The organism is Paenibacillus naphthalenovorans (assembly GCF_900099895.1).
In the GTDB taxonomy this organism is placed as follows: Bacteria; Bacillota; Bacilli; order Paenibacillales; family NBRC-103111; genus Paenibacillus_G; species Paenibacillus_G naphthalenovorans.
Genome location: NZ_FNDY01000007.1, coordinates 63954 through 87591, shown reverse-complemented (window position 1 = coordinate 87591; position 23638 = coordinate 63954). Strand labels below are relative to the sequence as shown.

Below are 23638 nucleotides of genomic sequence, written 5' to 3'. Positions count from 1 at the left end.
CAGCCCTCGGGGACAAATCGGTCCTTTTGTTGTTATTCCGTTTCTTTCCGGTGTTCTTAGTCAAGATCAAGCAAATTACGGTGAAGGTAATTGTCGTCAAGCGTCTTCGTCAAATCGAAAACGGTGTGCGCCAGGTCCAGGTTCTCGAACGCATGCTCACAGGAGTCTTTATATGCCATTTCTTCATCATAATGCGACATGTACCGGTTGATCAGCTCCGGCGAATCCCCGCGTTCCTGCTCTCTGCGCATGACGGTATCCCTGTCGGCGTAGATAAAAATACGGATAACGCGGTCTCCATAAATTTTCTTTAACATTTCCGCACCGTACCGGTTCAGAATAAGGTAAATGGCCCCGTGTTTTTGCAGCATTTGGGCGACATCCTTTTCTTTGATCCCATATCGGTTGCCGTCAATTTCCACAACCTCAATGAACTCATTGTTGGCCTCGGCCGCCGCGAACTGCTCACGCGACACAAAATGATAATCTTGTCCGTCAACCTCAGAAGAACGCGGAGGGCGGGTCGTGTACGAGAGAACTTGCTTCATCCCCAGCGTGCTGCCGGACATTTGGGCTACGGTTCTTCTTCCGGCACCGTTAGGGCCGGTAAAAACAAAAATAAGTTCCTTATCCTTCAACTCGTACATGGAAACCCTCCTTCAGGTGAAAGTAATTAATACTAACATGCCTACTTCATATTCTACATGTTCCAGGATGCAAGGTAAAGTTCCAAGCCGTCAGCCGTTTTTTTAGCGTCCCCGCCGTCTGCCGCCGTTTCGCGGTTTCGGCTGCTGTGCCTGACCGCGCTCGCCGCGTCCGCGCCCGCGCCCTTGGGCCGACCGTTCGCCCGTTGCAGCTGTACGGCCGCGGGACTGGCGACGGTCACCCGGCGCAGGGCTTCGTTCGCGTCCTTGCGTCGAGCGCTCGGAAGCTGAACCGCGACCACGTTTCCGGGCAGAGCGTTCGCCCGCCGCTGTGCTGCGTCCGCGGCCTTCGGCAGCAGACGTGCTGCGCCCGTGAGTGGGAGTGCCGAACTCGCCGGGCTCATTGTCCCGCGCTTTGCCCGATTGTTTCGGCAGCCTGCTCTTAATGCCTTTTTCGATCAGTTCAAGATAAGTGGTATCTCTAGGGGCGGCGAACGTAATCGCTTTTCCTCTTTGACCTGCCCGGCCCGTTCGACCGATTCGGTGGATGTAGCTTTCCGCTTCATGCGGAATGTCGTAATTGAACACATGGGTGATGCCCTCGACATCCAGCCCTCTTGCAGCCACATCGGTAGCTACCAATAACTGGATCTTGGCTTCGCGAAACCGTTTCATGACTTGCTCCCGTTTGGCCTGAGTAAGATCCCCATGCAGTTCGTCGGATGCATAGCCGCGTTCAAGGAGTTCATGGTTCAGCTTGCTTGCCCGCAGCTTCGTCCGGCAGAAAATCATCGCCAAATAAGGGTTTTCTTCCTCTATGAGTTTACATAACGCTTCAAATTTGCCGCGGTCCGTCGTTTGGATCACCACTTGTTCGATTTCATCTAACGTGATGCGCTTGGCTTTCACTTCGATTTCCACTGGCTGGCGCATATACGCTTTGGCCAGCTCCCGGATGCGCTGAGGCATGGTGGCCGAAAAAAGCAGCGTCTGCCGACGGGAGGGAGTGGCTGAGATGATCTCCTCGACTTCCGGGAAAAATCCCATATGCAGCATTTGATCAGCTTCATCGAGAACCAGTATCGAAAGCTTGTGCAGTTGAACCGTACCCCGCCGCAGATGATCCAACAGGCGTCCGGGTGTTGCTACAATTATATGTATGCTTCCTTCAAGCTTCCGAATCTGCCTTTCGACGTCCTGCCCGCCGTAAGCCGATAGCACGCGAACCCCTTTGAGCGGGGACCACCGTTTAACTTCTTCCGTAATTTGTATGGCCAGCTCCCGGCTAGGTGTGACGATCAAAGCCTGAACATGCGGCCGACCGGGGTCAATGGTTTCCAGAATCGGAAGTACAAAAGCAAGGGTCTTCCCCGTACCCGTCTGCGCCTGGGCAATAATGTCCTTGCCGGTTAGTGCTGTGGGAATCGCTTCCCGCTGAATAGGGGTAGGTTCCGTAAGCCCGTGCTTCTGAAGCGACTTAGCCAATTCTGTACTGACGCCGAGCAGAGCAAACTCATTTTTCTTCATTATAATATCTCCTCAATGCTTGAATTATTCTACTTATTAATACTGCATTCTACAGGAAGTAACACCAAAAAGAAACCAAGGCTTGAATGAGTGCTTGAGATTTTTTGCATAAACCAAAGAAAACCCGGCACAGGCAGCCGGGTAAAAGCTTGAACATATATGATCATGGCTTTATGCAAAGAACCTCAGTATTCCCTTCCGTTGGATTCCGATTGGTTTGGAATGGTTGGCGCTGTTCCAAAGGTCGCTTCCATTAATTCCGTAAAATGACCCTTGTACGGTTCAAGTGAACGTCCCTGCCAGCTTTGTTGAGCCAAACGGGTAAATTCATTCACGATATTGCGGTTCGCCGTAATGTACACATCCGTAACCGTTGGCTGCAGAGATCGGATTTTTTCTCCGATCTTTTGTTTGAACAGATGGGTTAAATGCTGGTGGTGCATTTCGGTTTCCGCTCCGTTTGCTCCGCTGATGAGCTGACTTGGGTCGGCGTAATCGCTTTGCGGCGTGTACGTATTGTATAATCCTCTAACCAGTCCGTAATTGTTCGTTTCCGTGCCTCGCACCTCCCCGCCGCGCGTTCCGCTCGCCGTACTATCGATGGTAATGGCCGTATAGGCGACATTATCGCCCATCATTACGATCGCACTGCTGACGCCGTACATGGCGGCCACCTGATCCGAAAGAAACTGGTTCATTTCCAGCTTGGTTATTTTATGGGAAACGGGGGCATACTGCTGTTGAGTCTGGTAAGCGCGCGACGTATCCTGCCTGGGCATATCCCTTTTGCTGCCGTAGTTGTTGGCACTGTTGTAATCGTACCATGAAAAACAGCCCGTCAGCGCCGTGACGATGCCGAGTGCAAGTACACCTGTGAATAAACGAAATGTACGCATCAAGATTCCTCCTCATATTCAACGACGAATTCGGGACCCGGTTAGCGCTCGAATCATGGTATCCCTTCTTCATCTTAGGATTGATTATATAGAAGCATTTATGCGTCCTTGCGGCAAGCCAAAAACATGCATAAATACACCGCAAAATGGAAATAACCTAATAGGGATTGTATGGGAAAACCTCTGAAAAACCTTGACTTCCGAACAATTTGTGAACTTCCTGAGATTCATTGACAAAAAACAGGTCCGAATTTATAGTTAATATGGTGATTAGGTTCATTGACAAGAAATGACCTTTTTTTGATCGAAAAATATTTGCTTTATAAGGTGGGATTAATAAGATGATTCGATGGCAAAATCTGTGGCGTTTCATCCCTCTCTTCGGGTTGATGGCACTGTTAACAGGGTGTGGAGACGAAACAATTTCCGCCTTGAAGCCAAGAGGTCCGGTAGCCGAAGACCAGCTGTTCTTGATGAAACTCAGCTTCGGTATAATGCTGCTGGTTGTTGTGGTCGTATTTGTTATTTATTTGTATGTCTTGGTCCGCTTTAGAAAGAAAAAAGGCGACAAAGATATCATTCCAAAACAAGTTGAAGGCAGTCATACGCTGGAGATCATATGGACGGTTATCCCGATCATCCTGCTTCTGATTTTGGCGGTTCCGACAGTGCAGTATACCTTCAAAGTGCTGGAGGATCACAGAGAAAACGAGGACGCGCTTCACGTCAAGGTTACGGCGCATGCGTTCTGGTGGCAGTTTGAATACCCGACCTTGGGCATCGCTACAGCTCAGGATCTTGTTATTCCTACGAATAAAAAAATTGCTTTTGAATTAACCGCTTCCGATGTCAAACACTCCTTCTGGGTACCGTCGCTCGGCGGTAAAATGGACACAAACCCGGGTTCGACGAACGTTTACTACTTGGAAGCATCCGATGTCGATGTATTTAAAGGAAAGTGTGCGGAGCTTTGCGGCGCATCCCATGCTTTAATGGACTTTAAAGTGGTTTCTATGGAGCAAGCCGATTTCGACCAATGGGTGGCTAAGATGAAGGCGCCGGCTGCTGTTCCTGCAGAAGCAAAACGCGGAGAAGAACTCTTCAAAAACAACTGCTTGGCCTGTCATGCTGTTAACGCACAAGGGCTCGGCGCCGGTCCGAACTTGAACGGTTTTGCTTCCCGTGAGCTCGTTGCCGGGATTCTCCCTCATTCTGACGAGAGCTTGAAAAAATGGATTTCGGATCCGCAGTCCGTGAAACCGGGCAACAAGATGCCGGCCTTTAGTGAAAACGCACCGAATCCAATGACTCCTCTCAAGGATCAGGAGATCGACGATATCATCAAATACTTGAATTCGTTGAAGTAACGAGCATCAGGGAAAAAGGAGGTTAAAACGGTGGCTCACGCACACTCGGCAAAACGGTACACTGGTCTGATGGATTGGCTTACCACGGTGGACCATAAAAAGATCGGAATTTTATATTTGATCGCAGGCGGTCTCTTTTTCTTAGTCGGTGGTCTTGAAGCGATTCTCATTCGGATTCAACTGGCTTACCCCGACCAGAAAATATTTATTGGCGACACGTTTAACGAATTGACTACAATGCATGGTACGACCATGATTTTCTTTGCGGTCATGCCGGTTATCTTTGCTTTTATGAATGCTATCGTCCCGCTTCAAATCGGGGCTCGCGACGTAGCGTTCCCATTCCTTAATGCATTAGGCTTCTGGTTGTTTTTCTTTGGAGGCGTACTTCTGAACACATCCTGGTTTCTGGGGGGCGCGCCGGCTGCCGGATGGACGGCATATCCACCGCTTTCCGGAATTATAGATCCCACCGGAACGTTTAAAGGTGTAGACTTCTACGTGCTCGGAATTCAGATTTCCGGTTTGGGCACGCTGATCGCGGGGATTAACTTCCTTGTAACGATCATCAACATGCGTGCGCCGGGAATGACTTACATGAGAATGCCAATGTTTACTTGGGCGTCTTTTATTACATCCTTACTTATACTTTTTGCTTTCCCTGCCATTACGGTAGGTCTTGTGGAATTGATGTTTGACCGGCTTTTCGGAGGCGCGTTCTTCGATATAACCAAGGGCGGTAATCCGATCCTTTGGGAGCATATTTTCTGGATTTTTGGTCACCCTGAAGTATATATCTTGATTTTGCCGGCATTCGGCATCATTTCCGATGTTGTAGCCACTTTCTCGAAAAAACGTTTGTTCGGTTACAGCTCCATGGTATTCGCGACAGCGTTGATCGGATTCCTGGGCTTCATGGTTTGGGCCCATCATATGTTTGCTGTAGGGATTGGTCCTGTCGGTAACGCGATCTTTGGGGTCGCAACGATGGCTATCGCCGTTCCGACGGGGATTAAGATTTTCAACTGGTTGTTCACGCTGTGGGGCGGACAAATTCGCTTTACGACAGCTAACATTTTTGCAACGTCCTTTATTCCGACGTTCGTTATGGGTGGCGTAACCGGGGTTATGCTTGCGGTACCGGCGGCTGACCTTCAATACCACGATACGTACTTTGTCGTGGCGCACTTTCACTATGTTATCGTCGGCGGTCTGGTTCTTGCTCTGTTCGCCGCTTCCTATTACTGGTGGCCGAAGATGTTCGGACGCATGCTGAATGAAACTTTGGGCAAGATTCATTTCTGGACCTTCTTCATCGGTTTCCATATGACTTTCTTCCCTCAGCACTTCCTTGGTCTTATGGGAATGCCGAGACGGGTATTTACGTATCAGCCTGGCGTAGGTCTTGAACAAGGGAACTTGATCAGTACGATCGGGGCGTTCTTAATGGGTATCGGAACGATCGTATTCGTAATCAACATTATTGTCACAGCCAGAAAACCGGTTGACGCGCTTGCCGATCCTTGGGACGGCCGGACACTGGAGTGGACGATTCCTTCTCCTCCACCGGAATATAACTTTAAGCAAACTCCGCTCGTTCGCGGTTATGATGCATTCTGGAAAGAAAAAATGGCAGGCAACAAAGAGATGACGCCGGCCGAACCGATCGGCCCGATTCACATGCCGAATCCTTCCATTCTGCCGTTTATTATGTCCGTAGGATTGTTTGTTGCCGGTTACGGATTTATGTACCATCATTATGCGGTGGCCATTATCGGTCTGGGTATCACTCTGATCGCTATGTTCTTCCGATCCGTCATTGACGATCACGGATTCCATATCGAACCAGAAGAGTTAAATGATAAGGGGGTTAAGGCATGAGTGCAGCACATCATGAAGTAGGCGGTGCCCTGCCACCTCACGCAGAAACAGCAACATTGGAAGGTAAAAATAAAGTTCTTGGCTTTTGGCTGTTCCTTGGCGGCGAATGCGTGCTTTTCGGTACGCTCTTCGCCTCCTTCATCGCGCTCCGCAATCAGGTGCCGGATGGACCGACAGCTCAGCAGCTATTCCAGTTGGATCTTATCGCGCTCTCGACGTTTATCTTGCTTACGAGCTCCTTGACAAGCGTATTCGGCACCATGGCGCTGCATCGCGGACAATTCCAGAAGCTGCAAGCCTGGATGGCGGTAACCGTTTTGCTTGGCCTTGCGTTTTTGGGTATTGAAGTTTACGAGTTTATACATTACGTACATGAAGGACACACGTTCTCCAAGAGCGCCTTCGCTACATCGTTCTATACCTTGGTCGGTTTTCACGGAGCGCACGTAGCGTTCGGGGTACTGTGGATCTCGCTGTTGATCATTATGGGCTTCAAAAAAGGTCTTACTACAGTTACTGCGCCAAAATATTATGTGGCTGGCTTATACTGGCACTTTATCGACGTCGTATGGGTATTCATCTTTACGGTAGTGTATCTGATGGGGAAGGTGGGTCCTTAACATGAGCAACCAACACCAGACATCTGCAGGTGAACGTCACCGTTTAGAAGGTCCTAAAAATCATTACCTGTCCTACATCGTTTCCATCCTGCTTACGATGCTTGCTTTTGCGGTTGTCCTTTACGGCGGATTGGATCGTACATTTATTATCATCTTCATTGTCGGTTTAGGGATCGTTCAGATTTTATTCCAGTTAGCTTATTGGATGCATATGAAAGATCGCGGGCATATGTTCCCAATCATCGGACTCGCGTTCGGTACTTTTATTGCACTGACCGTAGTGGCGGCAGCAGTATTTTGGATGTGGTGGTAAAAGGTTTAGAGAGGCGGCTTATTCTTAGAAAGCCGCTCTCTTTTGTATAACTATGGGAAAATTTTCACGAATTCGACACAACTTCCGGTATAGAGTGAAACAGAAAGGAGTCGTTATCCGATATGGATCCTACCGTCTCCCATGCAGGCCATGGGAATGTCCCTACGTTCATACAGTTGTGGAGTCCCGGATTTTTGCTCTTTATCATTGTGCTCGGTGTTTTATATACACTATGCGTAGGACGCTGGCGCAAGGATTTTGCCGACAGTGAGCCTGTAACGCTAAAGCAGAAGCTGTGGTTTTGGAGCGGACTGGCCCTTTGGTATGCTGCAGACGGAAGTCCGATCTCTTATTATGGACACCATTACTTGTTCAGTGTGCATATGTTTCAACAGTCGATCTTGTATTTGATTATGCCGCCGATGTTCCTTCTGGGTACACCGGGCTGGCTGCTCAAGGCGGGGCTCAAAGGCAAGGGCGCCCAACGTATGTTACATTGGATGAGCGCCCCGTTGTTTTCCCTGTTCTTCTTCAATTTTATCTTCTCTATGTATCATATTCCGATGGTGATGGACTGGCTGATGGCTAACCCTTATATTCTTACCGTATATAAGGCCATTTTCCTGTTCGCTGCATTTCAGGCGTGGTTCCCGATCTTCTGCCCGGTGCCGGAGTACAATACGATGTCCGAATTGAAGAAGATGGCGTACATTTTCCTGAACGGCATTCTGCTGACCCCGGCTTGTGCCTTGATCATCTTCGCCAAAGAACCGTTATATGATATGTATGCCTCCGTATCTATACACTTTTGGGCACTGCCGATGATCGATGATCAACAGCTCGGCGGGGTTATTATGAAAATCGTTCAAGAAATCGTCTACGGTATAGCTCTTGCGTATGTCTTCTTCCGATGGTACCGAAAAGAACGCAACAAGGAAGAAGATGATTTGACAAATAGCGCTTATTTCTCTCCGGAACATGCGAATCGGGCTTAAGTGTTTCATACAAAATCATATTTTACTGAAACGAACGGGTGGGATGTGAAAGTGGCGATATTGCCGACTATCAGTACCAGTTTCATTATCATCAGCGCCATACTAGTTGCGATCGGGTGGTATCACATTATCAAAGGAAACCGGGAAAAGCACCAAAAGGTGATGCTGTGGGGCGCCGGCTTTGCTCTGGCCTTCTTTCTGGTCTATGCGAGCCGCACCGTTTTCGTCGGAAATACGTCTTTTGGCGGACCAGAGGAATTGAAGCTGGCCTATCACTTGTTTTTATTTTTTCATATTACTTTGGCAACAACGGCCGCGGTATTCGGTATAGTGACCTTAACGTTAGCGTTTAAACAAAAATTCGCCAAGCATAGAAAAATTGGACGCTGGACAGCCGTCATATGGCTGCTTACGGCGCCTACCGGCGTCGCGGTTTACGTTCTGTTGTATCTATTGTATCCCGGTGGAGAGACGAAGCCGATGATCGATGCCATTTTTGGCTTATAAATTTCGGACTACGGGAAGTAAAAAGCTTCAGCCGCTCTTACGTGAGCAGCCGAAGCTTTTTTAATGAGAAAGTCTATATATGTGAGCGGAGCCGAAAGCACCCATAGTTGATAGCGATATGGTTACAGTGCGCTTCCGCCGAAGATAAAGCGGTGTTCCCAATGCTTGCCGGCAAAGGAATCGATGCGCACGCCGCCGGATTCTTTAGAGTAAGTATGAAGGATTTTGCCGTCTCCCAAATAGATTCCGACATGGGTCACCCGTTGATTTGCCTTGTTGCTGGGATAGGAAGAAGCGCTGGTACCGCGGTATTCCATGAAGAACATCAGATCACCCGGCTTCAGGTTGCGCCAGTTGGTCGTTGTTCCGCCCTTGGATTTTACATATGAAGCTTGTCCGCGTGAATCGCTTGGTAAAGTAATGCCTGCTCCTTCTTTAAAGGCTTGTCTGACAAAATCGGAGCAATCGAACGTTCGTGTGTTCGAACGGCTCGAACCAAATTCATAAGGGGTACCCAAGTATTTTTTGCCGGCTGCAATCACCTTGTTCACGGTAGAGCTGGTGCTGCTTGAACCATTGGATGTGCTGGTACTGCTAGGTTTGGAGGAGCTTCCTCCGGAGCTTGAGTCCGTGGTGCGGATATATTTGCTGTTGGTGGAAACATATCCAATCCTTCCGCTGTCGTCCCGAACCTTGTACCACCAGTTGTTCACTTTGCTGAGGATATCGACGTTTTCACCTTTTTTCAGGAATCCATAACTTTTAGAGTTCACATCCGGCTGGCTCCGAAAGTTGACACTGCTGACAATGACGGCATCGGTTGCTGCCTGGGCTGGTTTGGCCGGTAATGCTCCTAAACCCAGAGTGACTGTAGTGGCGAGAAGAATGGCTGTAAATGGCTTTTTCAAAATGATAATCCCTCCTGCAGATTCTGGTTGTATTTATGTCAAGACACAAGGGCGGACAGCTTCATCATTGAAGCCGCACCTGTGTTCGGGACACCATTTGACAACATGTTCCCTTCAATTCACAATAGAATGAAGAATTTCAAATGGGAGAACGGTGAGCATCAGATGGACACTTGGGTATGGGGACCATTCATCATACAAAAAAGCATGTTGTTTGTCATAGCTGCAGTAGCGGCGGGGTTCGGAATAGGTAGACTGCGTTTAAAGGGAACGGCTATGGGGACAGCATTCAGCACGATCGGTTTGAATGCCGTTGTCATTTGGATCATTAGCTGGAAGCTAAGCTTGCTGCTCTTCGAACCGCGCAGTGTACTGAAGAATCCCTTGTCGCTGCTCTATTATAACGGCGGCATTCAAGGAATCTGGCTAGCCGTGCTGCTTTCCGGTTTGTATGTATGGTACACCGTTCTAAAAGAACGTATGGATAGAGCCCTATATACAGATTCGATGCTTGTCTCGATTATGGGGGGGTACGCAGTATACGGAGCCGTCATGTATACGGCGGGGGAAGTCAATCGGCTAACATGGGGGATGACCGCGCTTTTTGCGGGAGGCTTTATGGCGGCATGGATGTTGAAGAAGCCAGCGAACCATTTGCGGCCGATGCTGCAGAAGTTCACAATATTTATAATCGGCTATGCGTTGATCTGGACTTTATCTGTAAATATTTGGGACAAATATGGGGCGGGGAGAGCCCAGGCGGGTGATGCGTCCGTCGGCCTGAAGATTGGACAGCAAGCGCCGGAGTTTGAGTTGAAGATGCTGAATGGCCAAACGGTCAAACTATCGGACTATCGGGGAAAAACCGTCATGCTTAATTTTTGGGCGACATGGTGTCCTCCTTGCCGGGAGGAAATGCCGCATATGCAGCAGTTTTATTCGGAATACGAAAAGGATGGAGTGGTGATCCTTGGAGTCAATGCGACCTCTACGGAGATTAGCGTGCCTGTGGTAGACTCTTGGCTGAAGGAGTGGGGAATCACATTCCCCGTAGTGCTGGATGAACAGGGCGAGGTCATCAACAGGTATCGTGTAAACTCTTATCCGGCTACTTTTGTGATTGATAGAGACGGAGTGATCCGGCACAAGCATCCCGGACCGATGAATATGCAAATGCTGAAGGAAGCGAAGAAGAAAGCAGATCATGGAATGTGATAAAAGAAATATATAAGGGCACTTAGTGTTTTTCATTTGCGCATGCGAGATTCATCGTGTAACATGAAATTATTAAAAGGTCATATTACTTTATTTATTATATTATTTTATTTAAAAGGATGGTAACAGCATGGCACAGACGAGTATTATCTTGCGTGTGGAATTGAATCATGATCAAGTCACGTTTGGTGACGTAGCTGCGGCTATCAGTAAAGCCGGGGGAGATATCACATCGATTGACGTGATACGTCCGGGCAAGGAGTCTTCGGTGCGCGACATTACGGTGGATGTGGCGGAATCTGCGGAAAGTCAAGTGGTGGAGGCACTGAAGCAGCATAACGGCATCAAGCTGATTAACGTGTCTGACCGGACGTTCCTGGTGCACTTGGGCGGAAAAATAACGACGCAGCCCACGCTGCCGATCAAAAATCGCGACGATTTGTCCCGAGTATACACTCCCGGTGTGGCGCGCGTATGTACAGCCATCCATGAAAATCCCAAGAAAGCTTACTCATTGACGATCAAACGGAACACGGTAGCTGTTGTGACCGACGGAACCGCGGTACTCGGCCTTGGCGACATCGGACCGCATGCAGCGGCTCCGGTCATGGAAGGGAAAGCAATGCTGTTCAAACAACTGGCAGGCGTGGATGCTTTTCCGATTTGCTTGGATACGAAGGATACCGAAGAAATCATTCGTACGATTAAAGCGATCAGCCCGATTTTCGGCGGAATCAATCTGGAGGACATCAGCTCTCCGCGCTGCTTTGAGATCGAAGCAAGGCTGGCGGAGGAATTGGATATTCCGATATTCCATGATGACCAGCACGGTACGGCTGTCGTCGTCATTGCAGGGCTTTTGAATGCATTGAAAGTAGTAGGCAAGCGGATCGATCAAGTACGTGTAGTCGTTAATGGTATTGGCGCCGCGGGCGTCTCCATCTGCAAAATGCTGCTGGCTGCAGGAGTCACGCGGCTTGTGACTGTGGATCGGGAAGGTGCGATCGTTCGTGGCGGGACCTATTCACACCCGATGTGGCAGTGGCTTGCAGAGCAGCCGCAGGTCGAGGCGGAGCCGGGCGGCCTGAAGGATGTGCTTCGCGATGCGGATGTGTTTATCGGCGTGTCCAGAGGCGGCATTATGACGGCCGAGGATGTACAAACGATGGCGCCGGACCGGATCGTCTTCGCCATGGCTAACCCGAATCCGGAGATTGACCCGGAAGAAGCGCTGCCGCACGTGCGCGTCTTCGCTACAGGCCGGAGCGATTATCCGAACCAAATTAACAACGTCCTGGTATTCCCCGGCATTTTCCGCGGGGCCTTGGATTGCCGGGCTCGGCGGATCAATGAACCGATGAAGCTTGCCGCTTCACGCGCTATCGCCTCGGTTGTCAGTGAAGCCGAACTGAATGAGCATTATATTATTCCAAGTATCTTTAATGAGCATGTCGTTTCGAAGGTCCGTCATGCCATCATCGAAGCCGCCATCCTGACGGGCGAGGCCCGCCGGATTCCACGGGATTTCAGATAAGATAAGCCAAAAAGTTCCGGCATAATAAGCCGCTCCTTTCGTGAAATTGATTTACGAAAGGAGCGGCTATTTGCATAGGCGATGCAAAGGAGCATTAAGGTAAAAAACCGGCCTGGCTGATGTAAATTTGGTGCGCGGCAAATGTCTTTTTAAGCTGCTCCAGCACCTTGAGATAGGCGGAACGGTCGTACCATGCTTCGAGCCCGCATGCTTCATAGATGCGGCGGATACCGAGCCGTTCCGTTCGTTTGCCCTGACTGCCGTCGCCCATGAAGAAGTCGTCCAGGACAAGCCGCTTGACGCCGGTTTCTGCAAGCAGGCCGGCCAAACGGTCGCTGCAAGGCAGCATGGGTGATATCGCGACTTGGGCGGGGATGCCGGCTTGAACAAGCCGGCGCAGCGCCTGAAGCCGGGCAGCAATAGGAGGAGCGGAGGGAGAGAAGGTCTTGCGGATCTCTTCAAGATCCGTCTCAATCGTCAGGCTCACGCGAACGCGCTGCCCAAGCTTCAGAAGAAGGTCGATATCACGTGTGACAAGCGGACTGCGGGTTTGGACAAGAAGGAAGTCAATCGCTGCATTAGAATCGGCGCCAGCCATAATTTCCAGCAGAGACCGGGTTAATCCGGTTTGGAATTCGACCGGTTGATAAGGGTCCGTACTGGACGACATGAAGATCGTGACAGGCCCCTTTCGTTTGGCTCTTGTAAGCTCGCCGGAGAGTAGCTTGGCCGCAGTCGATTTCACGTCCACAAAGCGGCCCCAAGGTTCCTTGCGGAATTTGGCTACGGGCATCTCTCGCACATAGCAATAAGAGCAGGCGAAGGTACAGCCCACATACGGATTCAGCGTATGGCTGTAACCGGCCAAATAACCACTGGCCGGATTCAGCAGCTTCCTCGGAGCAGTTAGGGACATCCGGGGATGCATGGACGGATCTCCTCCTTTCTTTCGGCTTGCTTGAAAAGGGTACGAAGAAGCCCGGTTCCTTGTCGCATCCAAGGAAACCGGGCTCTCGACCGTACAGGCGGTATTATTCGGCCGCACCCGCAGGCATAACTTCCGGCGATGTCAGCTTGTCGTAAAACTCGGTGAATTTGTCTTTGTCCTCGCTTGAACGAAGCGCCATGGCTGCACGAGGGTGCTCGTTCAATATCCCTGCGATCATGTAAGGAATGACATATCCCCATTCCCACTTCTCACGCATGGCGATCATATGCTTCTCAATGATGCCGAGCACCGGGCGAACATCGTATTTCGGATGCTTCAGATGGCTGACGAGCAGCTCGGTAGGACAGTTGCCCGCAGCGCGGCCCATGCCGTATACGGAAGCATCCAGAAATTCAACGCCCTTGCTTGCGCCCATGATCGTGTTGGAGAAAGCGAGCTGCATGTTATTGTGCATGTGCAGGCCCAGCTTTTTGTCAGGCAGAAGACGCTGGAATTTGGTAACGAGGTAATCGATATCCTTGTAATCCATGCTGCCGTAAGAGTCAACGATATACACGACATCTACCGGGCTTTTGGCGATTTCTTCGAACGCTTCGTTCAAGTCGTTCTCCATCACATGGGTCAGCGCCATAATGTTGATGCTTGTTTCGTAGCCGTAACCATTGAACTTTTGCACCAGATCGAGCGCTTTGTCTACGTCTTTGATATAAGTAGCTACACGGATCAAGTCGAGCTGACTTTGCTCCCGGGGAAGGATATCGTTCTCGTCCACACGTCCGATATCGACAAGAGCGGAAAGCTTCGTATCGGTTTTCTGCGAAATGACTTCCTTCAGGAAATCCTCGTTCAAAAAACGCCATGGTCCCGCATCGGCGCCTTTTAAGAGCTTGGCGGAGTTTTTATAGCCGATCTCCATATATTCGACGCCGGCTTCGCTCAGTCCATAGTACATGTCCTTTACGAATTGGACGCTGAAGTCCCAATTGTTTACCAATCCGCCGTCGCGGATCGTACAGTCTACAATGCTGTGTTTTTCCCTGGTCATGTTCATTTGCTCCTCTCCCAAATGGGGCCTTTTGTACTTTGTGGCTTTTAAGCTTTTCAGTGGTAAAGTATCTTCAATAATTAATAATAATACATACCGATTGTCTTTTTGTCAATGATAACAAATTACGAAAAGTGTGACAATTTCATGCGGGATGGAAAGAATAGGGGGAAGCAGGATTTTCGGTGGCGGTGTGGAAAAGTAGCTTAAGCGTTAATTAGGCGGATATGAATGAAGCCATGGGGGAAGTGAAGCGGATGCTGAAATATAATATTGCGTTTATTTGCAAGGGAGATCGGATATTGATGTTAAACCGGAGCAAAGCGCCTCTGCTTGGGCTGTGGAACGGAGTGGGGGGCAAGCTTGAACCGGGGGAAACACCTTATGCCAGCGTTGTTCGCGAAATCAGGGAGGAAACGGGGCTGCGGCTGGCCGAGGAGGCGCTTCGCTTCTCGGGCATTGTCACATGGGAAGTGGACGGACGGGAGGCGGGGGGCATGTATGTGTTTATCGGTGAAGCGCCTCCTGAAGCATTAGCTGAGGCTCCCGTCGAAACGGAAGACGGTATTTTGGCCTGGAAGGCGCTGGAATGGGTCATCCATCCGGACAATCACGGTGTAGCGGGACATGTCAAACATTTTTTGCCTCCCATGTTGGAAAGCAGGGATTGTGCGGAATATCGGTGTACCTTTCAAGAGGGCAAGCTGCTGAACTGTGAGGTCCGCCCGTTGGAAGAGGTTGTGTTGTAAGCCAAGCCGCGAGGTGTGATCTTATGGCCGGCAACTTGGGGCAAAAGGTGTGAAAGGCGGAATAAGCGTCCTGCGTCTGGGCATGCTATGCGGTATATCATCCCATTTACTGAGACTGGAAAGGAATGTGTTTATGAGCAGCACTCCGTTATGTTTTCAATTTAATTCTCAAAAAGAGGCCGTTCTTGCCCGGGATACCTTGGAGGAGATCGGTTACCGGATCAGCGGTCATTCGCACTCGGACAAGCCTGTACTTCATGTTATCGTGGATCGCCATGATTTAGCGTCGGCGCTTGAAATCGCACAGGCGCATGGCGGCAGAATGGTTCAGGCGGGGAATTCTCCGGATGAAACGGAAGGCTTTGCCATGGCCTACGACATGGAAGTGCCGATTCCTGCTCATTTAGTGAACGAGGATTTAATCGATAGCCAGCCCGACGTATCCGCTTCGGCATACGACAACCGTTCCAGCGGAGCATACGATGATGAAAGAGAGCAGTTCGATCCGTCCGGAGATGATGTGAACGGGTTTGACGCCGGTATCCATATGTAGCAAAAGGCCGTTCCTTCCTCATCATCCGCAGGAGCCGACAGCCCCTGTGTCCACCAGTCAGCGGATCCCTGCGAGGCAGGGGAGCCGCTGTTTTTGTTGTTGGACAAGGGCTATAACTTTTGACCGGACTAACAAATTTGCCTCACCCCTAATTTTATAAGCGGGGAAAACACTGTTTCTCTAGACCCACACGGTTTTTGTTTGTTATGATAAGTGAGGTTTAAATAGAAGATAGGTATGAGATGCGGATGGATTGAGGATGATGGAGGGAAGCGGCTTGTGGAAACCTATGAACATTTAAAAGAGGGCGAGAAGGGCGCATGGGTCAGCATCGTCGCATATATCCTGTTAGCCGCTTTTAAAATCAGCATGGGGTTTGTGACCGGTTCCGAAGCGCTTACGGCAGACGGAATAAACAATACAACGGATATTATCGTTTCGCTGGCCGTGCTGATCGGCTTGCGAATTTCGAGAAAACCCCCGGACCGGGATCACCCGTACGGACATATGCGGGCAGAAACCATCGCTTCAATGGTCGCTTCCTTCATTATGGCGGTTGCGGGACTGCAGGTCGTGATTCAAGCAGGCAAAAGCTTCCTGGCGGACGAACGGACGGCGCCTGATATGCTTGCGGCATGGATTGCCTTGAGCTGCGCGATCATTATGTGGGGGGTCTACGTATATAACAGCAGGCTTGCAAAACGCATCCGCAATCAAGCGCTGATGGCCGCGGCCTACGATAACCGTTCGGATGCGCTCGTGAGCATTGGGGCCGCTGTTGGCATCATCGGCTCCCGACTCGGCTTTCCGATTCTCGATGCGGCTGCGGCGTTCGTTGTAGGCCTTATGATTTGTAAAACGGCGTGGAGCGTATTCTCCGATGCTACGCACGCTTTAACCGACGGCTTTGACGATGAGAGACTGCGGGTATTCCGCAAAACGGTCAAAGAGACTCCGGGCGTGAAGAGGATCAAGGATATCCGCGCCAGGGTTCACGGCAGCAGCGTTCTGCTGGATGTCGTCGTGGAGGTCAGCTCCGAGCTCTCGGTTGGACAAAGCCATGAAATCAGCGACGAGATCGAGAAAAGAATGTTGGACGAGCACCAGATCGGGAACGTCCACGTGCATATTGAACCTTTTTCCGAACAAAAGCCATAAGACTGCCCGGAAGGCAGCCTTATGGCTTTTGTTATGCAAGATTACCCGCTTCTGAATTGCGGCCGTTCATCCATGAATGGCCTCGATCGATTGAGGTTATTTGAAATTTTTATGGAGTCACTATAGAGGCTGCTGTAAAGCTGAAAATCAGCGTAACAGCGAGCGAGGTAAAATGCCCCCTGTAAGGTTGATTTTCAGCGCAGCGGCCAGTGTGAGAGGCGGGATCCGAAGAGCATCCCGAGCCGCAGGAGGACCCTTCTCCGTCGCTTCCACCGCCCCCGCCGTTGCCGCTGCTGTCGCCTGCGCAGTAAGAGACCGAACCGTAGCTTCCAACCGCAGCGCGGCGGATTCTGCAGGATGTCCGGGCCGTAGACCAAGCATCCCGGGAGGAGGGGAAGAAGTGTAAACGCGATCCCGGCATGGGAAATTCCCCCGTTTCATCTGATGTATCCAGTTGTATGTGCAACCTGCATATATATTAACGTATGCGGCTCAAGATAAGTTTCTCAACCATGGATTATTTTCTAAGCATATTTTGAATTGGAAGATTCATAGATATAGGGAGATAAAAAGCTTGAGGCTTCACTAATCTGAGGAAGGAGCTTTAGTGCCATGAAACAAACTGATCAGGATATTGTGCAATACTATGCCGTCAATGAACAGCTCGTTGCGAATCCCGGGAAATTGGCTGTGCAGGTAGCCCACGCGGCTGCTACAATGACGCTGCACTATTTGTTAAATGACAGCAGGTATTATGAGGTGTTTCAAGCCTGGCTGAACAACGGGCAAAAGAAAGTCGTGCTGCAAGGCCCTGAAGAGCGTCTTCGGCAATTAGCTAATGAAGGATTCCCGTCTATCCGGGATGCAGGGCTTATGGAAAATCCGGAAGGCTTCTTAACCGTTGTCGTACTGCCGCCAATGAATAAAAAGGTTGCCGAAGAAAGGATAGCCGGACTGAAGGTGCTGTAGATTTTGCTCTACGAGTTGAACAAGGAAAAGAGCCTGTGGACTTCAAAATCTTTAGGCTCTTTTCATTTACAGCAGCTGAGCATTTGCAGCACTTTTGCCTGCGGTGTAACCAGTTGAAAATGCAGCAGTGATATTGTAGCCTCCCGTATAGCCATGAATATCTAAAATTTCGCCGCAGAAATACAATCCCTTCATCAGCTTGGATTCCATCGTCTTAGGGTCAATTTCCTTAAGGTTTACACCCCCGCCAGTAACAAAAGCTTCCTCGATCGAGAGGGTTCCATTTATAGCGATAGGAAAAGCTTTGATTAGCTTGGACAAATCCATCCATTGTTGTTTTGGGATATGGTCATAGGTAACATCCTCACGTAAACCGGCTTTCTCAAGTAGAATTGGAATCATGCGCTCAGGCAAGTAGCCCTTCAAAGCGTTTTTTACAGCTTTTTTCGATTCCTGCTTGGCAAGCTCCAATGTTTCGTTATAGATTTCATCAATTGTCTTAGAAGGGAACAGGTCTAACGTTACATTTACCGTCTTGATTTCGAATTGCTTCAAAGCTTTAACAACGAACTGGCTGCAGCGCAATGCTGTTGGACCCGAAATCCCAAAATGAGTGAATATCATGTCGCCTTCATGGGTAATGATCTTTTTACCCTTCGGGTTCCAGACCGTAAGACTGATGTTTCTTAATGAAAGTCCTTGTAATGCCTTGGTACGGATAAATGATTCATTAGACGTCAGCGGAACCTCGGTAGGGTAAAGTTCGGTAATCGAGTGACCCGCCTTCTCCGCCCACTCGTATCCATCACCCTCCGAGCCTGTATGCGGTACGGATTTACCTCCTGCCGCTACGATGACAGCGCTGCTCCTGATTTCTTCACCGGACCGCAGACGAACACCTATAGTTTGCCCATGATGGTAAAGAACTTCCTTTACAGGACTATTCACCTTAATATGAACCCCTTGCTCTCTTACCTTATTGACAAGAGCATCAACAACCGTCTTGGCTTTATCTGAAACGGGGAACATGCGTCCGTTATCTTCCTCTTTTAAGCGAATCCCCAGCCCCTCAAAGAAAGAGATAATATCACGATTGCTGAAATTAGCCAAAGCGCTATGAAGAAAACGGCCGTTCCCCGGTATGTGCTTAATCAACTCGTCAATCTCCTTGGCATTAGTGACATTGCATCGTCCGCCACCAGAGATCCCAAGCTTGCGGCCAAGTTTATCTCCTTTATCAATCAGCAGGACTTTCGCGCCATGTTCACTTGCGGCAATGCTTGCCATGAGTCCTGACGAACCTCCACCAATCACAATGACATCATACAATTTGCGGCCCCTCCAATGAAAACTTGTGGTTTCATTATACCCTCCAGCTGGTAAAATAAAAATATCTGTACGGGGCCAGGATGTTCACTGAGTTGTTCTAACCGCCGAAAAAAAAGAGGCCTTAGGCCTCGTGAAGAAATCAATTATGCCGATTGGATCTGGGATTGCAGTTTACGAACGGTAATTCGGGCAATGCGCAGATCGTCTGTCTCTTCGATCATAAACTCATATTGATCATCGTAAAGCACCGTCTGCCCTTTTGTCGGGGGGATTTCCACCTGGGAATAAATCCAGCCGCCAACCGTATCGTAGTTTTCGGTTCCGATGTCCAAACCGAAATAATCGTTCAACTCATTAATTAGAAGACGCCCGTCGATGGAATAGGTGGTCTCGTCCTTTTTCTCTATGCTTGGACGTTCATCCGGATCGAATTCATCCTGGATTTCACCTACAATTTCCTCGAGAATATCCTCGAGCGTTACCATGCCCGAAGTCCCTCCATATTCATCGATGAGCAGCGCGATCTGTACTTTTTTCTTCTGCATAAGCTTCAGCAGTTGGCTGATTGGCATCGACTCCGGCACTTTGGTAATAGGACGGGCAAGCAGCCGAATATCGGTCAAGTCCTTGCTGGCTTTCATCAAATCCTTAATATGCACGAAGCCGATGATATTGTCCTTGTCCGGATCGCACACCGGGTAGCGGGTACGCATTTCATTCAGCGCAATATCCATATTTTCCTCGAACGTGAGGTTAGCGTACAAGCATCCCATCTCTGTCCTTGGAATCATGATTTCGCGCGCATTCGTTTCCGTAAATTCAAATATATTATCAAAAAGCGTCAATTCCGTGTTGTCAATGAATCCGCTTTTGTGACTTTCTTTCATCAGTATGCGTATTTCCTCATCGGTATGAGCGGATTCGTGCTCGGTCGTCGGTTCGATTCCCGCACGTTTGAGCATCCAGTTGGATATTCCGTTCAGCAGCCATATGAAAGGAAACATCAGCTTATAAAATAAGATAATCGGCGCCGCGGACCACAGGGTAACGTTCTCCGATTGGCGAATCGCGTACGTTTTGGGGAACTGCTCGCCGAGCGTAATGTGCAATATCGTAATAAGAGAAAAAGCGATCAGAAAGGAAATCGTATGAATGACAACGTCATTGAGTTGAAACCAATCCTTCAATACCGGTCCGATAAAAGCAGCGATGGCCGGTTCTCCGAGCCAGCCCAGACCTAAGGATGTAAGTGTAATCCCAAGCTGGCAGGCCGATAAATACGCGTTCAGGTTTCCCGTAATCTTCTGTGCAAAACGGGCTCGGATATTGCCTCCTTGGGCGAGCGTTTCGAGACGGCTGTTTCTAACCTTGACCATAGCAAATTCGGCAGCAACAAAGAAACCGTTCAGCAGCACCAACACAATAATCAAAACCGCGTTAAATAATAAAGGTAACGGGTCACTACTCAATCAATCCCTATCCCCTGCGTGAGGGCAGATAGGTACACCTCCTCCAGACGTTCAAAATTGTCAAAACTATTAATAATTTATAATATGTATTATAAACGATACGAAAGTAACCGCTCAAACATCGGCCGGGGTATTCAGGGGTATGCACGCTGTGCAGGGGCTATATTTGTAAGCATTAATGGCTGATTTCAATCTGTATGCTTCAATTTCGCCGTTTTTTGTGTAAATCAGGGTGGGATTAGTTGGAATATTCATGAATTTTGAACAGGAAGTTGGAAGGTTATCCATAACCGTTTTTTGGGCAGCCGTTAAAAAAAGGCAATACATCTTTCGGGGCGGCCGCGCCGGGTAACACAGGACTGGCCGTTATAGCCGCGGCAGCAAGCGAAGCAGGGCGATGGTTCTTGCCTTTTTTTATATATCATAGTATAATGTTATGATACTCAATTTGAGTAATTCACCCCGCATAACCCCTAACATCGGATTTTCCTCGAAAAGAACGTTTTTTCCCGCAAATCGTGATCGTCAGGAGCCCATGATTGGACATTGTTGTAATACTGATTCACACTGGCGCGGTCATCGGAGCCGCAAGGATGAAAGAGAGGTAGGGCTTTCATTGTCTTGGTTGCACAGCATCACCAGATTTCATGCAAGGATTTACCATATCGTTTGGGGTAAGGCGGCAGTAAAGTTTAGAAAAGGGACTCCGTTCAGGCTAATCACCGATGGAGTCTTTTTTCATGATTTGATTCGCGTGAGGCACCTGGTTTCCTTCAATTCCCTGATTCGTCGTCCCGGGGGCTGACTGATTTTTATTCAGCTAAAGCATACTAAAGCCTAAGGAAGGGAGATGATTCATGTGGCTAAGCAAAAAAACATCGCCAACGCATCGAAAGAACAGAGCATACAGGCCGTTCGGAATAAGGGGACGGATCATACCGATCCTGCCGGCGGCATCACGGACAAAAAGCTGAGCGGACCGAACCGTCCGTCCGTCTAATGCGGACCTGAGGGAGGATGGCATACATGAGCGACAAGCCTGAAGATACGAAAGACGCCACGTATGATCACGTGAAAACCGATATTTCGTATAACCGGAAAAATGATTCGGAGCTTGATCCGTTTGAAATCAATTTTCGTAAGGGATTGGATCGAAACCGGGGACCAAGAGAACCGTTCGTGAATGAGCACGGGGTGCTTATCGGAGATCATGAGTATCAGTCGGAACACTCGCCGCTGGAGCAGTGGACTGAGAACACCGATCCTGCCATCATGTCGGGAGATGGCTGGGTCCATCCTTACAAGGATATAGGCTTTCATACGACGGAAAATAAAGAGCTTTTTGAAAAAGGCAATATACCGCAAGGCGCTCCTTTCATGCATCCTGATAAGGACGCAGCATACCCGGCGTTCCAAAGCGGGGCGGAGGAAAAGGACGACCAAGCGGAATAGCGGAATTCGATCACGATAGCGATCGTGTGCTTTGCTTTCCTCCGATGCCGATGTATAATGGTTGTATGAAGTACAATAACCATTTATGTGGGGTAAAAGGAGTGGAAGCGTGACATGTCCCTGTCGTTTGAGAATTATATGAAGGATATGGTTCAGCCGATGAGAGACGAACTGACCCGGATCGGTGTGCAGGAGCTCCGCACACCTGAGGAAGTATCGGCGGCGCTTGATGATATGAAAGGGACGACATTGATCGTCGTCAATTCTGTATGCGGCTGTGCAGCAGGCCAATGCCGTCCAGGCGTAGCCAAAGCACTTCAGCATGAAGTGAAACCGGATCGCCTGTTCACGGTATTTGCAGGCCAGGATAAGGAAGCGACAGCTAAGGCGCGTGAGTATTTTGCACCGTATCCGCCGTCTTCTCCATCCATTGCTTTGATGAAGGATGGCCAACTGGTACATTTTATCCAACGTCACCAGATTGAAGACCGTTCGGCTGAGATGATCGCCAACGATTTGATCAATGCCTTTGAAGAATACTGTAAATAAGAAATAACGGTTTTAGCTCTGAACTCCTGCCAGTGTCTAGATGACATTTGGTGGGAGTTTTTACGTGAACCGGGGCTGATGGTATACTGATAAAAAAAACAAGTGGGAGAGTGTTGATGCGTGAGCCTGCAGGAGGATATTATCGCTAAGCTCGGAGTGAAGCCGAAGATTGATGCCGATGCGGAAATTCGCAAGAGAGTGGATTTTTTGAAGGAGTATGTGCTCAAGTCCGGGGTGGACGGACTGCTTATCGCGATCAGCGGCGGTATCGACAGCGCAGTGGCGACTGGCTTATGCAAGCAGGCGACCGATGAGCTTACGGCGGAGAAAGGCCGGGAGTACAAAACGGTGGGCGTATTCCAACCCTATGGCAAGCAGGAGGATATCGACGACAGCTATGCCGTAGCGGAAGCATTTAACCTGAAGTACCGGGTGGAGACGAATATCGAAGAGGCGGTGAACGAAATCGCGCTCGAGGCCGAATACGGTTTGAAATCGATCGGGGTTCACCGGCATTTGAGCCGCGCGGGCAAAGGAAATGTGAAGGCCAGAACGCGTATGGTCATCCAATATGCCCTTGCATTTGAGTTGAACCTGCTTGTTGTCGGAACGGACCATGCTTCGGAAGCCATTACGGGATTCTTTACGAAGTACGGCGACGGCGCAGTCGATATTACCCCTCTCAGCACATTGAACAAACGTCAGGTACGCGAGCTGGCGCGTAAGCTGGGCGTGCCGCAAAGCGTTCTGGATAAGGCGCCGACGGCGGGGCTGTGGGAAGGTCAGACCGACGAGAACGAGCTGGGGATCACCTATGACGACAACAGCGATTATTTGGAAGGCAAGACCATTTCGCCGCAAGCGCAGGCCAAGCTGGAACAGCAGTATTTAAAGACCGAGCATAAGCGGGCCCCGATCCCCGGTATTTAAGGGCGGGCCGTTGACTTTATAGCCACCTTGTAACCGAAAAGGCATGTATGAGTACGAGCATGCCCCTTTAGGCTGCAAG

General features: G+C 49.5%; 25 protein-coding genes. 16 read left to right on the top strand and 9 right to left on the bottom strand.

The genetic code is table 11. The annotated features are described in order from the left end of the window. Positions 1–56: 56 nt before the first annotated feature. The 3 genes from BLT35_RS09420 to BLT35_RS09410 form a co-directional block, all read right to left on the bottom strand. Entirely contained in the window at positions 57–647 is a 591-nt protein-coding gene (locus BLT35_RS09420) for a guanylate kinase (RefSeq protein WP_062409975.1), read from the bottom strand. Positions 648–749: 102 nt separating this feature from the next. Next, positions 750–2171, bottom strand: a complete 1422-nt coding sequence (locus BLT35_RS09415) for a DEAD/DEAH box helicase (protein ID WP_074727660.1) — start codon at positions 2169–2171, stop codon at positions 750–752. A 185-nt stretch (positions 2172–2356) separates the two neighbouring features. Then, entirely contained in the window at positions 2357–3067 is a 711-nt protein-coding gene (locus tag BLT35_RS09410) for a hypothetical protein (RefSeq protein WP_054820232.1), read from the bottom strand. Positions 3068–3408: 341 nt separating this feature from the next. Between BLT35_RS09410 and coxB the strand changes: the two genes are divergently transcribed. The 6 genes from coxB (at position 3409) to BLT35_RS09380 (ending at position 8750) form a co-directional block, all read left to right on the top strand. Next, positions 3409–4434, top strand: a complete 1026-nt coding sequence (coxB, locus tag BLT35_RS09405; protein ID WP_062409973.1) for a cytochrome c oxidase subunit II — start codon at positions 3409–3411, stop codon at positions 4432–4434. A gap of 69 nt (positions 4435–4503) precedes the next feature. Beyond that, positions 4504–6315, top strand: a complete 1812-nt coding sequence (ctaD, locus tag BLT35_RS09400) for a cytochrome c oxidase subunit I (protein WP_062411065.1) — start codon at positions 4504–4506, stop codon at positions 6313–6315. After that, positions 6312–6935: a cytochrome (ubi)quinol oxidase subunit III gene (locus BLT35_RS09395; RefSeq protein WP_074727657.1), complete on the top strand. Its 624-nt coding sequence runs from the start codon at positions 6312–6314 to the stop codon at positions 6933–6935. Before ctaD ends, BLT35_RS09395 begins: the two co-directional genes overlap by 4 nt. Before the next feature lies 1 nt (position 6936). Beyond that, a complete protein-coding gene (locus BLT35_RS09390; RefSeq protein WP_062409971.1) occupies positions 6937–7248 on the top strand; it encodes a cytochrome C oxidase subunit IV family protein in 312 nt (103 codons plus the stop codon). A 122-nt stretch (positions 7249–7370) separates the two neighbouring features. After that, the gene (locus BLT35_RS09385) at positions 7371–8243 is read left to right on the top strand and encodes a cytochrome c oxidase assembly protein (RefSeq protein WP_062409970.1); all 873 of its coding nucleotides are present in this window, start codon (positions 7371–7373) and stop codon (positions 8241–8243) included. Positions 8244–8288: 45 nt separating this feature from the next. Next, entirely contained in the window at positions 8289–8750 is a 462-nt protein-coding gene (locus BLT35_RS09380) for a DUF420 domain-containing protein (protein WP_062411064.1), read from the top strand. Positions 8751–8872: 122 nt separating this feature from the next. On the opposite strand, the gene BLT35_RS09375 is transcribed toward BLT35_RS09380, so the two are convergent. Continuing rightward, entirely contained in the window at positions 8873–9658 is a 786-nt protein-coding gene (locus BLT35_RS09375; protein WP_062409969.1) for a C40 family peptidase, read from the bottom strand. 207 nt (positions 9659–9865) lie between these two features. On the opposite strand from BLT35_RS09375, the gene BLT35_RS09370 reads away from it, so the two are divergent. Both BLT35_RS09370 and BLT35_RS09365 read left to right on the top strand, forming a co-directional pair. Continuing rightward, positions 9866–10873: a peroxiredoxin family protein gene (locus tag BLT35_RS09370; RefSeq protein ID WP_217634711.1), complete on the top strand. Its 1008-nt coding sequence runs from the start codon at positions 9866–9868 to the stop codon at positions 10871–10873. A 130-nt stretch (positions 10874–11003) separates the two neighbouring features. Beyond that, a complete protein-coding gene (locus BLT35_RS09365) occupies positions 11004–12407 on the top strand; it encodes an NAD-dependent malic enzyme (RefSeq protein WP_074727655.1) in 1404 nt (467 codons plus the stop codon). A gap of 94 nt (positions 12408–12501) precedes the next feature. Here the strand turns inward: BLT35_RS09365 and BLT35_RS09360 are convergent, their stop codons facing one another. Together BLT35_RS09360 and BLT35_RS09355 are read right to left on the bottom strand one after the other, a co-directional pair. Next, on the bottom strand, positions 12502–13335 hold the full coding sequence (locus tag BLT35_RS09360; RefSeq protein WP_062409967.1) for an SPL family radical SAM protein: 834 nt from the start codon (positions 13333–13335) through the stop codon (positions 12502–12504). 103 nt (positions 13336–13438) lie between these two features. Then, positions 13439–14401, bottom strand: a complete 963-nt coding sequence (locus BLT35_RS09355) for an aldolase catalytic domain-containing protein (RefSeq protein WP_054820242.1) — start codon at positions 14399–14401, stop codon at positions 13439–13441. Between the two features lie 227 nt (positions 14402–14628). Between BLT35_RS09355 and BLT35_RS09350 the strand changes: the two genes are divergently transcribed. The 3 genes from BLT35_RS09350 to BLT35_RS09340 all read left to right on the top strand — a co-directional run bounded on the left by BLT35_RS09350 (position 14629) and on the right by BLT35_RS09340 (position 16861). Next, entirely contained in the window at positions 14629–15150 is a 522-nt protein-coding gene (locus tag BLT35_RS09350; RefSeq protein ID WP_235594172.1) for an NUDIX hydrolase, read from the top strand. 133 nt (positions 15151–15283) lie between these two features. Beyond that, complete coding sequence (locus BLT35_RS09345; protein ID WP_054820244.1) at positions 15284–15703, top strand: hypothetical protein; 420 nt, start codon at positions 15284–15286, stop codon at positions 15701–15703. A gap of 279 nt (positions 15704–15982) precedes the next feature. Beyond that, entirely contained in the window at positions 15983–16861 is an 879-nt protein-coding gene (locus tag BLT35_RS09340) for a cation diffusion facilitator family transporter (RefSeq protein ID WP_054820245.1), read from the top strand. 147 nt (positions 16862–17008) lie between these two features. Here BLT35_RS09340 and BLT35_RS09335 read toward each other — a convergent pair whose 3' ends face one another. Then, positions 17009–17242: a hypothetical protein gene (locus BLT35_RS09335; protein WP_175471967.1), complete on the bottom strand. Its 234-nt coding sequence runs from the start codon at positions 17240–17242 to the stop codon at positions 17009–17011. Between the two features lie 231 nt (positions 17243–17473). Between BLT35_RS09335 and BLT35_RS09330 the strand changes: the two genes are divergently transcribed. Continuing rightward, entirely contained in the window at positions 17474–17830 is a 357-nt protein-coding gene (locus tag BLT35_RS09330; RefSeq protein ID WP_062409964.1) for an aminoacyl-tRNA hydrolase, read from the top strand. Positions 17831–17896: 66 nt separating this feature from the next. On the opposite strand, the gene BLT35_RS09325 is transcribed toward BLT35_RS09330, so the two are convergent. Both BLT35_RS09325 and BLT35_RS09320 read right to left on the bottom strand, forming a co-directional pair. After that, the gene (locus tag BLT35_RS09325) at positions 17897–19159 is read right to left on the bottom strand and encodes a BaiN/RdsA family NAD(P)/FAD-dependent oxidoreductase (RefSeq protein WP_256380570.1); all 1263 of its coding nucleotides are present in this window, start codon (positions 19157–19159) and stop codon (positions 17897–17899) included. A gap of 143 nt (positions 19160–19302) precedes the next feature. Next, on the bottom strand, positions 19303–20628 hold the full coding sequence (locus tag BLT35_RS09320; RefSeq protein ID WP_062409963.1) for a hemolysin family protein: 1326 nt from the start codon (positions 20626–20628) through the stop codon (positions 19303–19305). An 859-nt stretch (positions 20629–21487) separates the two neighbouring features. On the opposite strand from BLT35_RS09320, the gene BLT35_RS26885 reads away from it, so the two are divergent. The 4 genes from BLT35_RS26885 to nadE all read left to right on the top strand — a co-directional run bounded on the left by BLT35_RS26885 (position 21488) and on the right by nadE (position 23559). After that, positions 21488–21628, top strand: a complete 141-nt coding sequence (locus BLT35_RS26885) for a hypothetical protein (RefSeq protein WP_171006001.1) — start codon at positions 21488–21490, stop codon at positions 21626–21628. 26 nt (positions 21629–21654) lie between these two features. Next, entirely contained in the window at positions 21655–22080 is a 426-nt protein-coding gene (locus BLT35_RS09315; protein ID WP_062409962.1) for a DUF3905 domain-containing protein, read from the top strand. Positions 22081–22194: 114 nt separating this feature from the next. Beyond that, positions 22195–22629, top strand: a complete 435-nt coding sequence (locus BLT35_RS09310) for a BrxA/BrxB family bacilliredoxin (protein ID WP_062409961.1) — start codon at positions 22195–22197, stop codon at positions 22627–22629. A gap of 120 nt (positions 22630–22749) precedes the next feature. Continuing rightward, positions 22750–23559: an NAD(+) synthase gene (nadE, locus tag BLT35_RS09305; protein WP_062409960.1), complete on the top strand. Its 810-nt coding sequence runs from the start codon at positions 22750–22752 to the stop codon at positions 23557–23559. Positions 23560–23638 lie beyond the last annotated feature (79 nt).